Source organism: Sideroxyarcus emersonii (genome assembly GCF_021654335.1).
Classification (GTDB): Bacteria; Pseudomonadota; Gammaproteobacteria; order Burkholderiales; family Gallionellaceae; genus Sideroxyarcus; species Sideroxyarcus emersonii.
Genome location: NZ_AP023423.1, coordinates 1,454,533 through 1,466,551 on the forward strand (window position 1 = coordinate 1,454,533; position 12,019 = coordinate 1,466,551).

General features: G+C 60.7%; 8 protein-coding genes. 3 read left to right on the forward strand and 5 right to left on the reverse strand.

The features are described 5' to 3' along the window. Positions 1-19: 19 nt before the first annotated feature. From L6418_RS07080 to L6418_RS07100, 5 genes are all read right to left on the reverse strand, one after another. Positions 20-1,309, reverse strand: coding sequence for a DNA recombination protein RmuC (locus L6418_RS07080; protein WP_237246224.1), 1,290 nt, complete (start codon positions 1,307-1,309; stop codon positions 20-22). Between the two features lie 20 nt (positions 1,310-1,329). Continuing rightward, entirely contained in the window at positions 1,330-2,121 is a 792-nt protein-coding gene (locus L6418_RS07085; protein ID WP_237246225.1) for a dienelactone hydrolase family protein, read from the reverse strand. Positions 2,122-2,220: 99 nt separating this feature from the next. Then, a complete protein-coding gene (gene typA, locus L6418_RS07090) occupies positions 2,221-4,050 on the reverse strand; it encodes a translational GTPase TypA (protein WP_237246226.1) in 1,830 nt (609 codons plus the stop codon). Between the two features lie 68 nt (positions 4,051-4,118). Next, entirely contained in the window at positions 4,119-5,819 is a 1,701-nt protein-coding gene (locus tag L6418_RS07095) for a diguanylate cyclase (RefSeq protein ID WP_237246227.1), read from the reverse strand. Then, positions 5,819-6,715, reverse strand: coding sequence for a phosphate/phosphite/phosphonate ABC transporter substrate-binding protein (locus tag L6418_RS07100; RefSeq protein WP_237246228.1), 897 nt, complete (start codon positions 6,713-6,715; stop codon positions 5,819-5,821). Before L6418_RS07100 ends, L6418_RS07095 begins: the two co-directional genes overlap by 1 nt. Before the next feature lie 334 nt (positions 6,716-7,049). Between L6418_RS07100 and L6418_RS07105 the strand changes: the two genes are divergently transcribed. The 3 genes from L6418_RS07105 to L6418_RS07115 all read left to right on the forward strand — a co-directional run bounded on the left by L6418_RS07105 (position 7,050) and on the right by L6418_RS07115 (position 12,017). Continuing rightward, complete coding sequence (locus L6418_RS07105) at positions 7,050-8,549, forward strand: DEAD/DEAH box helicase (RefSeq protein ID WP_237246229.1); 1,500 nt, start codon at positions 7,050-7,052, stop codon at positions 8,547-8,549. A 107-nt stretch (positions 8,550-8,656) separates the two neighbouring features. Continuing rightward, positions 8,657-9,472, forward strand: coding sequence for a type I methionyl aminopeptidase (map, locus tag L6418_RS07110; protein WP_269807843.1), 816 nt, complete (start codon positions 8,657-8,659; stop codon positions 9,470-9,472). Positions 9,473-9,485: 13 nt separating this feature from the next. Beyond that, complete coding sequence (locus tag L6418_RS07115; RefSeq protein WP_237246231.1) at positions 9,486-12,017, forward strand: [protein-PII] uridylyltransferase; 2,532 nt, start codon at positions 9,486-9,488, stop codon at positions 12,015-12,017. Positions 12,018-12,019: the final 2 nt, after the last annotated feature.

Below are 12,019 nucleotides of genomic sequence, written 5' to 3' on the forward strand. Positions count from 1 at the left end.
TTTACTCCCCAAGAGTCATTCAGAGATCAGCTGCCGTAATATCGGGCGGCAGGGCAGCAATATGCTCCAGTTCCACCTGTTCTATGCTGGTAAAGCGTTTGGAAATCTTCTGGCTGGTGGTGCGCACATCCTGCGCGTCTTCATGTGCCTGGCGGATGTGGTCAGCCAGCTTCTTCATGCGCTCGTCGAAGCGTCCGAATTCCTTGCCCAGCTTGCCCAGTTCGTCCTTGATGATGTGCACCTGCTTGCGCGTCTCCACGTCCTTCATCACGGCACGTGCGGTATTCAGCACCGCCATCAGCGTGGTCGGCGAAACGATCCACACCCGGCGCTGCATGGCGTAATCGACGATATCGGAATGATGCGCATGGATCTCGGCAAACACTGCCTCCGCAGGAATGAACATCACTGCACCATCCGAAGTCACATCCGGGATGATGTATTTGCCGGCGATGTCGTCCACATGCTTTTTCACGTCGGCCTTGAACTGTTTTTCCGCCACCAGTTTTTCCGCCGGGCTCGCCGCGTCGAACATGCGGTGATAGTTTTCCAGCGGGAACTTGGAATCCACCGCCACCATGCCGGTCGGTTCCGGCAGCTTCAGCACGCAGTCGGCGCGGCTGCCGTTGGGCAGAGTGTATTGCATCTCATAAGCCTGCGGCGACAAGATGTTGCGCACCAGCCCTTCCAGCTGCACCTCGCCGAACGCGCCGCGCGAGCGCTTGTCGCCCAGCAACTCCTGCAGGCTGACGACATTGGTGGTGAGGCCGTCGATCTTCTTCTGCGCTTCGTCGATGGTCGCCAGCCGCGCCATCACGCTGACGAACGTCTCGTTGGTTTTCTTGAAACCCTCATCCAGCCGCTCGTTGACCTTGCCGCCGATCTGCTCCAGACGACCGTCCACCGTCTTGCTCAGCGTCTCGATGCTGGTTGCCAGGTGTTGGGTGGCATTGCGGAACGAGTTCTGGATCAGTTCCTGATCGGCACGGCCCTGCTCCGCCAGCTTCGCCAGCGTCTGCGCCAGCATCTCGCTGCGCAGGCCGTCCTGCCTGGCTTGCAGCGTATTGATCGCATCGCGGGTGGCGCGCAATTCTTCGCTCACGGCAGCGCGCAGCCGTTCCGATTCGGCTGCCTGTGCCGCGATCAGGCGATCACCCTGCTTGTTCAGGCCATCATGCAGGTCGGTCAGCATGGCGCGATGCTGTTGCTCCAGCATCTGCGCAGCCCGTGCGGGCTGCCTGAACTGCATCGCCAACAGCACGGCCAGCAACACCAGCGCGGCAACGATCAGAATTACGTCCAGCGTCATATCACTTACCAGTCAAATTGCTATTTAGCCTTGAACGCTTCGCTCATGAGCGCCATGCCCTTGCTCCAGGAATCCTTGTCCGCGGCAGCATCGTAGGCCATCGGCAACTTGAACTCCTTGCCCAGCTTGTCCGCATCCGGACTGGTGAAGCTGTGCATTGCCCCCGGATAGGTCACCACCAGAGGAGTAACGCCGGCCTTCTCCATCTCCTGACGGAATGCCGCGACCTGTTCGGCCGGGATGAACGGATCGGCCTCGCCGGTGAATGAGGCGAGGCGCGCCTTCACCACGCCCGGCTCAGCCGGATGCGATGTCTTCAGCCCGCCGTGGAAGCTCTCCACCACCTTGAGCGGCTCGCCGAGGCGCGCCATGTTCAGCACCACCGATCCGCCGAAACAATAGCCGATGGCCCCGATGTTGTCGGCATCCACCGTCTTCTGTTGCTTGAGCAGCGCAAGTGCGGCCTCGAAGCGTGCCTTGGCCAAGGCTTCGTTCTGGCTTACTTCGCTGGAGAACTTCTGCGCATCGTCCGGATGGTGCGCCATCTTGCCGTTGCCGTACATGTCGAGCGCGAGTGCGGTGTAACCCTGCTGCGCCAGCATGCGGGCGCGCTTGCGCGCGTAATCGTTGAGGCCCCACCATTCGTGCACCACCAGTACGCCCGGACGCTTACCCTGTACCGCGTCGTCGTAGGCGACATACCCCTTGAGCCTGGTGCCGTCGGCTTCATAGCTGACTTCCTTTCCCTGCACCTCGGCATGAGCTGCCGCGACAACAAACATGAGGCCAATGAAATAAAGCGGTCTTTTCATAGCTCTTCTCCTGTCGTGAACGAGCAGGCAGTATAAATCAAGATGAAATGACAAAGGGCGCTTGCGCGCCCTTTGTCATTGAAGACCGTCCATCCCGATTTATTCGGATTTTGTCGCGCGCTTGCGCTCATGTTCCTTCAGGTAGCGCTTGCGGATGCGGATGGATTTGGGGGTCAGTTCCACCAGTTCGTCGTCATCGATGAATTCCACGGCCGATTCCAGGGTCAACTTGATCGGGGTGGTCAGACGCACCGCTTCGTCGGTACCGGAAGCGCGCACGTTGGTGAGCTTCTTGCCCTTGATCGGGTTGACGATGAGGTCGTTGTCGCGGCTGTGGATGCCGATGATCATGCCTTCATACAATTTGTCGCCAGGGGACACGAACATGCGGCCGCGATCTTCCAGGTTCCACAGCGCATAGGCCACCGCTTCGCCGTCTTCCTGCGAGATCAGCACGCCGTTGTGACGCCCCGGCAGGTCGGCTTTGGTCGGACCATAATCGTCGAACACATGGCTCATCAGGCCGGTGCCGCGCGTCATGGTCATAAAATCGGACTGGAAACCGATCAGGCCGCGCGCCGGGATGTGGTATTCCAGGCGGGTACGGCCGTGGCCGTCCGATTCCATGTTGGTCAGTTCGCCGCGGCGGCGGCCGATCTCTTCCATCACGCCGCCCTGATGTTCGTCTTCCAGGTCGATGCTCAGGTTCTCGTACGGCTCGCATTTCTCGCCGTTGATCTCCTTGTAAACCACGCGCGGCTTGCCCACGGCCATCTCGAAACCTTCGCGGCGCATGTTCTCAAGCAGGATGGTGAGGTGCAGTTCGCCGCGGCCGGAGACGCGGAATACGTCTGCATCCTGCGTGTCTTCCACGCGCAAAGCGACGTTGGTCAGCAGTTCCTTGGTCAGGCGGTCGCGGATCTGGCGGCTGGTGACGAACTTGCCTTCGGTGCCCGCCAGCGGCGAGGTGTTCACCATGAAGTCCATGGTCAGCGTCGGCTCATCCACCGTCAGCATGGGCAGGCCGACCGGCTTGTCCTTGTCGCAGATGGTGACGCCGATACCGATGTCTTCCAGGCCGGAGATGATGATGATGTCGCCTGCTTCGGCGCCTTCCACCGGCACGCGATCCAGCCCCTGGAAACCCAGCACCTGGTTGATACGGCCGGAGCCGACCTGCTTCTCGTGATTCATCACCACCACTTGCTGGCCGGGCTTGATGCGTCCGTTCAGCACGCGACCGACGCCCAGGCGCCCGGTGAAAGTGGAGTAGTCCAGCGCGGCGAGTTGCAGTTGCAACGGGGCTTCAGGATCGCCGGGAGGTGTCGGCACGTGCTTCAGTACGGTGTCGAACAGCGGGTTCATGTCGGAAGCGTTGCCGCCCTTGGAGGGAGCGTCGTTCAGGTTCAGGCAAGCCCAGCCGTTGAGGCCGGAAGCGTAGATCACCGGGAAATCGAGCTGTTCATCGTTGGCGCCGAGCTTGTCGAACAGGTCGAAAGTCTGGTCCAGCACCCAATCCGGACGCGAACCCGGGCGGTCGACCTTGTTGATCACCACGATGGGCTTCAGGCCCAGCGCCAGCGCTTTCTTGGTCACGAAGCGGGTCTGCGGCATCGGGCCTTCCACCGCATCCACCAGCAGCAGCACGCCGTTCACCATGCCCAGCACGCGCTCCACCTCGCCGCCGAAGTCGGCGTGTCCCGGGGTGTCGACGATGTTGATGTGGGTGCCGTTGTATTCGATGGCGGTATTCTTCGCCAGGATGGTGATGCCGCGCTCCTTTTCCAGATCGTTGCTGTCCATCACGCGGGCATCCACTTTCTGGTTGTCGCGGAAGGTGCCGCTCTGTTTCAGGAGCTGGTCGACGAGAGTGGTCTTGCCGTGGTCAACGTGGGCGATGATGGCGATGTTGCGAAGGGCGCGGGACATGTCGTACTACCTGTGCAGAATTCAAAGGGGGCGCATTCTAGCACAGAGCAAGGCCATCCATATGACAACTATATGTCAGCGAAATACACCTGGTTGCGGCCGGCAGATTTGGCCTGATACATGGCCGCATCGGCCAGCTTGATGAGGTCTTCCTGGGTGGCGCCGTGATTGCTGAACAGCACCACGCCGATGCTGGCGGTACAGTGATGCTCAATGACGCGGTCCGGCCGGCCGTCACTTTGCGCCACACCAAGCCGGTAAACCTCGCCCAGCGATTGCCGGATCTTCTCGGCGACCACACTGGCCTGAGTCATCGAGATCGTCCGGTCGGCGTCCAGCTCGCTCAACATCACGATGAATTCGTCGCCGCCGAAACGCGAAACCGTATCGACTTCTCGCACACAGCCGACGATGCGGTGTGCCACTTCGACCAGCAGGATATCGCCCACATCGTGCCCATGTTCGTCGTTCAGCGGCTTGAAATTATCCAGGTCGATGAACATCAGTGCCGCATAGCGGTTGTTGCGCCTGCAGGCCGACAGTACCTGGTTGAAGCGATCCTGCAGCAGGCGGCGATTGGGCAATTGCGTCAACGCATCGTAGAAAGCCAGGTTGCGTATCTGTTCTTCTGCCCTTTTGCGCTCGGTGATGTTGCGCGTCACCCCAAGCAGGATCAGTTCGCCCGCATCGCTTCTGGCGAAATGCGTCGTCACCTCGGTCCACAACTTATCGCCGTTGCGGCAATACTGCTCGACCTCGTCCGTATACACGTGATCCCCTTCACTGCCGTCCAGAAACGCCTGGCTGCGCTCGGCTATCCATTCCCGCACATTGGCCTGGGAATCGGCCGACAGCAATTGGGCGAAGGGCATTGCCATCACCTCTTCCGCACTGTAGCCAAGCAATTTTTCGACCGAGGGACTCATATACACCCAGGTCTTGGTCTCCAGATTCGCGATCCAGATCACATCGGAAATGTTGTCGGCGAGGAAACGGTAGCGCGCCTCGCTTTCATGTATCACCTTCCTCTGCTGGTCGAGTGCATCCAGCATGCTGTCGAGATGGCGCGCCAGTACCCCAATCTCGTCAAGCCGGCCGATGTCGGAACGACGCTTGCCCAGGCCTTGCTCGACTGCGGCAGCGACCTGCATCAGATGATCCAGGCCGCGCGTCAGTCTCCGCGCCAGCACCAGCGCAATGAGCGACACTGCCAGCACCGCGATCAGGATGAACTCTGCCCAGGTTCGGGTCAGCGCGGACAGGTTTGCGTTCACCGTATCCCGCGACATTTCCACCCGTACCCAACCCAGCAACCTGCCTTCGGCCATCACCGGATGCGCCACGACGATCAGGTTCTGCTGGTTCACCAGTATGCTCTGGTCCCTGGCGGAAGAAACCAGCATGTCGCGGCTCACCTTGTCCGTCACGAAGAATCCGACTTCGTCCGGATTGGTTGAGGCCAGAACCTCACCGTGCGTATTCACGAAATACGCCCGTTGCAGATCCTGCGTCCGGGCGAATCCCTGCACCACCTCCTGCAAGCCCATCAGGTCATTCGCCACGGCCCATGAGGTTCCGCTGATGGCGAGCGCATGGGCCAGCGACGAAGCGCGTTCTTCGGAGGACCGATACAGGGCCTCTCGCTGCTGTTCCAGCGTCAGGTAACCGAAGCCAAGCATCAATGCGAGCGAAGCCAGAGCAAAGCCGAGGATCAGCTGCCTCCGTATCGACCCTCGCCACAACAGGCTGATGTGTTTGCCGATCTTCATCAGTATTCGACGGGCCGCACGGTTTCGGAAAAGACCTTGAGATATTGCCTCACCGGGTCATAAGTCTCGTTGCCGGCCCGCTCAAATCCGGTGATGCCCATTCTTTCCAGCATCGCGCGTCCCTCCGGAGCCTGTTTCAGGTCAACCAGCGCTTTGCCTACTTTCGCAGCCAGTCCTGGCGGGATATCGTCGCGCACCACCCAGCCGTTGTTCGGCAATGTCCCGGTCTGCCACTTGACTTCCAGTTGCGCCGCCATCTCAGGATTTTCCTGCTGGAAAGTCTTCCATGGGACAGGCCACGTCGCCCCTGCCGCCACATGGCCGCGCAATACGTTCATGATGGAAGATTCCTGCGAACCGACATACAGGTTCTCGATGTCCTTGTTCACGTTGATGCCGTGCGTGTGCAGATAATACTGCACCATGATCGTTGCCGCTAACGCAGACAAGGCCGGGTATGACACTGCCTTGCCCTTGAGATCTGCCACCTTGCGGATGCCGCAGTCCTTGCGCACCAGGATGATGCCGCGGAACATTTCGTCGTTTCCCATCTTGCCGAATACGCGGTAGCCGTATTTCAGCGAACGCACGGTCTGGTAGGGATTGGGCATGGCAAAATCGAATTGCCCGCCGTAGAGCCGCTTCTCGAACTCTTCATAATTGCGCGAAGCTTCCAGCCGGAAACGAGCTTGGGGAACGGCCGTATTAAGGTAGTCGATGAGCGGGCCGTATACCTCGACCATGCGCTTTGGGTTGTGCAGGGGATGGATGCCCACGACATACTCCCTAGGCTCGTTTGCACCGCGTTCGGAAAAGACTGGTTGATAGGTTTCTTCCTGCTGCTTGCCGCAACCGGCGATCAGCAATGCGGCAAACGCCACAATATGCCATTTCATCCCCGTTCTCCCCATCGCGAAACCAGCAATCTGCATTCAATCGATGTTCCGGCGCAAATATACTCGCAATCCAGGCCTGGTCCAATGTCTTCCAGACCCCCAACATAACGCTGGCTTTTATTCCGTCGCTGAGTATAATGCGCGCCTTGCCGTTCCCTGGACGGCATTGAGTCCATCGTTTTCTGACCCTCTGGCATCCCTTCTGGATGCGCCTGGCTTCACCGGTTAGCGACGATGTTTGTTTGCGCCGGTAGAGGTTCACCCCCTGCTGAATTTCATTGTATGGCCTTGAGCCATGCATGCGCTGTGTCTTATAAAAAATTAAGGAACAACTGTGTCTGAAAATATCATTGAAACTGCAGCACCTGCCGCTGCCGAAAACGTCGCCTCTTTCGCCACGCTGGGACTGACTCCCGCCATTCTGAAAGCCGTGCAGGACGCCGGCTACACCGTGCCTTCGCCGATCCAGGCACAGGCCATCCCCGAAGCGCTGGCCGGACGCGACCTGATGGCTTCCGCCCAGACCGGCACCGGCAAGACCGCCGCATTCATCCTGCCAGCCCTGCAACGCCTGTCGGTCGAATCGGCCGTGCGCAGCAAGGGGCCGCGCATCCTGGTGCTGACCCCGACACGCGAACTGGCGCAACAGGTCTCCGACGCTGCCAACAAGTACGGCAAGAACATGCGCGTCAAGGTGGTGAGCATCCTCGGTGGCATGCCCTATCCGCTGCAGAACAAGCTGCTGTCGGGATTCGTTGACATCCTGGTGGCCACACCGGGCCGCCTGATCGACCACATCGAACGCGGCCGCATCGATTTCTCGCGACTGGAGATGCTGGTGCTGGACGAAGCAGACCGCATGCTGGACATGGGTTTCATCGACGATGTGGAGCGCATCGCCGCAGCCACGCCGGCGACACGCCAGACCCTGCTGTTCTCCGCCACGCTGGACGGCGTGATCGGCAACCTGGCCCAACGCCTGCTGAAAGAACCCAAACGCATCTCGATCACTTCGAGCAAGGCGCGCCACGAGAACATCGAACAGCGCCTGATGTATGTGGACGACATGGCGCACAAGAACCGCCTGCTCGACCACATCCTGCGCGACGTGGAACTGAACCAGGCGGTGGTGTTCACCGCCACCAAACGCGACGCCGACACGCTGGCTGACGAGCTGTCCGCCCAAGGCCACGCTGCCGCCGCCCTGCACGGCGACATGAACCAGCGCGAACGCAACCGCACGCTGCTCAACCTGCGTAAAGGCAACGTGCGCGTGCTGGTCGCCACTGACGTCGCCGCACGCGGGATCGACGTCTCCGGCATCTCGCACGTCATCAATTTCGACCTGCCCAAGTTTGCTGAAGACTATGTACACCGCATCGGCCGCACCGGCCGCGGCGGCGCTTCCGGCATCGCCGTCTCGTTCGCGTCCAACCGCGACGCGATGCACCTGAAAAAGATCGAACGTTACACCGGCCAAGCCATCCAGCCGCACACCATCGCCGGCCTGGAGCCCAAGTTCAAGCCAAGGCCCGCTTCCTCGCAACCGCGCAGCGGCGCAGGCCGCAGCAACGGTGGCGGCTTCGGTCGCCATTCCGCCCCGGACAGCCGTCATGGGCATCCGCAAGGACAGCGCCGCGAAGGCCACAAGCACAGCCGTTTCAGCAACGATTCCGGCCCGCGTGGCAACAACTTCGGGCAAGGCAATGCGAACGGCAATGTCAATGGCAACCGTGCCCCGACCGGACAGCACGCCGGTGCGCGACGCCCCCAGGGCACCAGCTTCGCCCTTGGCCGTGGCCATAACAGCAACCCCAACGGCAACAAACGCTAGACTCCACCGCATGGCGCAATGAAAAAGGCACGCTTCCAGCGTGCCTTTTTCATTGCCGTACCTGCGCAAAATGTTGTGCTGCTGCGTTCTATCATCTATCCTCGCAGCTGTACGTTTCTTCCATAGACATCATGCCCATCAGCATCAAGACCCCGCAGGAAATCGAAAAGATGCGCATCGCAGGCCGCCTGGCCGGCGAGGTACTCGACTACATCACGCCCTTCGTGCAAGCCGGCATCACTACCGCTGAGCTCGACAGGCTGTGTCACAACTACATGGTGGACGTGCAAGGCTGCATCCCTGCCCCACTCAACTACGCACCGGGCGGACATACCCCCTATCCCAAATCCATCTGCACCTCGATCAACCATCAGGTGTGCCACGGCGTACCCAGCGACAAAAAACTGAAGAACGGCGATATCGTCAACCTCGATATCACCACCATCAAGAACGGCTACCACGGAGACACCAGCCGCATGTTCTGCGTCGGCGAGCCGTCGATCCAGGCCAAACGCCTGTGCGAAGTCACCTATGAAGCGATGTGGCGCGGCATCCGCATGGTCAAGCCGGGCGCCCACCTCGGCGACATCGGGCATGCCATCCAGACGTTCGTCGAGGGGCTGGGCTACAGCGTCGTGCGCGAATTCTGCGGCCACGGCATCGGCAGCAAGTTCCATGAAGAACCGCAGGTGCTGCACTACGGCAAGGCCGGCACAGGCGTCAAGCTCGAGCCCGGCATGATCTTCACCATCGAACCGATGGTCAATGCCGGCAAGAAAGACATCAAGCAGCTTGGCGACGGCTGGACCATCGTCACCAAGGACCACAGCCTGTCGGCACAATGGGAACATACCATCCTGGTCAACGAAACCGGCTTCGAAGTGCTGACCCTGTCCGCTGGTTCTCCCCCCATCCCGGCCTGATTCCGGCAGCGCGATGTCGATAGCGGAAATACGTGACAGTCTGCGCATAGCACGTGGCGAACTGCAGGCAGACTATCTCGCCCATCCCCAGCCGACACGCTACCTGCTGGCCCATTCGAAACAGGTCGATGAACATCTGCGCCGGGTCTGGCGCCAGCTCGACCTGCCGGCGGAGCTGGCGCTGGTCGCCGTAGGCGGCTACGGGCGCGCCGAGCTCTACCCGAAATCCGACATCGACCTGCTCATCCTGTTGCCCGCACAACCGGACCAGGCATTGCAGCAACGCCTGCAGGAGCTGGTCGGCAACCTTTGGGACATCGGGCTGGAGGTCGGCCACAGCGTACGCACAATCGGCGATTGCATGGCCGAGTCCTCGGACGTGACGGTACAGACCAATCTGCTCGAAGCCCGCCATATCACCGGCAATCACGCCCTGTTCCTGGAGATGCGCGAGACATTGGCAGCGCATCTGAGCCGCCGAGCCTTCTACCTCGCCAAGGTTCAGGAACAGGAACAGCGCCATACCCGTTTTGTGGATACCGACTACAACCTGGAACCCAATCTGAAAGAAAGCCCAGGAGGATTGCGCGATCTGCAGTCGGTGCTGTGGATCTCGCGCGCCTGCGGCTTCGGGCATACCTGGAAGGCACTGGCGCAGGCCGACCTTATCACCCCCACCGAAGCCCGCCAGATTGCGCATCACGAACACCTACTGCAGGACCTGCGCATCCGCCTGCATTACCTGTCCGGCCGGCACGACGACCGCCTGCTGTTCGAATACCAGACCGCCCTTGCCGAGCAGCTCGGCATCTCTGCCAGCGCCCAGCGTCGCGCCAGCGAACACCTGATGCAGCATTACTACCGTACCAAACAGGCCGTGCTGCAACTCAATGCCGTATTGCTGCAAACCATGCGCGCGCGCATCTTCCCGGCTGCCGAGACCTTCCCCCTGAACGATCGCTTCGTTGCCCGCGACGACAAGCTGGAGGCTCGGGATGAAGCGCTGTTCGAGACGCAACCGACCGCCATCCTGGAAAGCTTCCTGCTGCTGGAACAGCACCCGCGCCTGACCGGTTTTTCCGCCCAGACCTTGCGCGCATTGTGGCGCGCACGCAAGACCATCGGTTCCGGTTTCCGCAAGGATCCGCGCAATCGCGAACTGTTCATGGCCATCCTGCGCCAGCCGCAGGGCCTTACGCACGCGCTGCGACGCATGAACCAGCAGGACATCCTCGGGCGCTATCTGCCTCCCTTCGGCCGCATCGTCGGCCAGATGCAGCACGATCTTTTCCACGTGTATACCGTGGACGAACATATCCTGATGGTGGTGCGGAACCTGCGCCGCTTCACGCTGCCGCAATACGCGCACGAATATCCGCTGTGCAGCAAGCTCATCCACGATTTTGCCCGCCCGGAAGTACTCTACATCGCCGGCATATTCCACGACATCGCCAAAGGGCGGGGCGGCGACCACGCCACCCTGGGCCGCGTCGATGCCGCGCGCTTCTGCAAGCAGCACGGATTGATGCGCGAAGATGCCGATCTCGTCGTGTGGCTGGTGGAGCATCACCTCACCATGTCCGCTACGGCGCAGAAGCAGGACCTCTCGGACCAGGATGTGATCGCCGCATTCGCCGCCAAGATCAGGAACGAACGCTACCTCGCCGCACTCTACCTGCTCACCGTCGCAGACATACGCGGCACCAGTGCAAAAGTGTGGAACGCCTGGAAAGGCCAGCTGCTGGAAAGTCTGTATCACGCCACGCGCCGCTTCATGACCAGCGGCAAGGTCGCCGACCTGGTGGGCGAAATCAGGAAGCGCAGCGCCGAGACGCTCAGCCTGTACGCCATCCATCCAGATATTTACGAATTGCTTTGGGCCCAGTTCGATGCGGATTATTTCCTGCGCCACGAACCGCACGAGATCGCCTGGCATACCCGCATGCTGGCGCATCGCGTGAACAGCGACGTCCCGGTCGTCAAGGCACGCCTGAGCCGCATCGGCGAAGGCCTGCAGATACTGGTCTACACGCAGGACCGCCCCTATCTGTTCGCCCGCATCTGCAATTTCTTTGCACGCATGAGCTACAACATCATGGAGGCAAAGATACACACCACCCAGCACGGCTATGCGCTGGACAGCTTCCTGGTGATGGATGCGAACAACAGCAAGACGGTGTATCGCGACGTGATGAACTACATCGAATACGAACTGGCACAGCAACTCGCCGACAGCACGCCGCCCGCAGCGCCGAATGTCGGCCGGGTCAGCCGTCAGCTCAAGCACTTCCCCATCGTGCCGCAAGTCGGCATTGCGCGCGACGAGAAGGGGCAGCATATCCTGTCCATCGTGGCCGGCGACCGTCCCGGCCTGCTGGCCCGGATCGCCTACCTGCTGGCAAAACACCACATCGAACTGCGCAGCGCCAAGATCAACACGCTGGGTTCACGCGCCGAGGATACTTTCTGGATCAGTGGCGAGGTGCTGGACAGGCCGCAGGAAGTGGATGAGTTGCGTGCTGCATTGCAGCAGCAACTGGCCTGATC

Coding starts and splice junctions, on each gene's coding strand:
- L6418_RS07080 (WP_237246224.1), bottom strand. CDS start 1,309: ATGACGCTGGACGTAATTCTGATCGTTGCCGCGCTGGTGTTGCTGGCC.
- L6418_RS07085 (WP_237246225.1), bottom strand. CDS start 2,121: ATGAAAAGACCGCTTTATTTCATTGGCCTCATGTTTGTTGTCGCGGCA.
- typA (WP_237246226.1), bottom strand. CDS start 4,050: ATGTCCCGCGCCCTTCGCAACATCGCCATCATCGCCCACGTTGACCAC.
- L6418_RS07095 (WP_237246227.1), bottom strand. CDS start 5,819: ATGAAGATCGGCAAACACATCAGCCTGTTGTGGCGAGGGTCGATACGG.
- L6418_RS07100 (WP_237246228.1), bottom strand. CDS start 6,715: ATGAAATGGCATATTGTGGCGTTTGCCGCATTGCTGATCGCCGGTTGC.
- L6418_RS07115 (WP_237246231.1), top strand. CDS start 9,486: ATGTCGATAGCGGAAATACGTGACAGTCTGCGCATAGCACGTGGCGAA.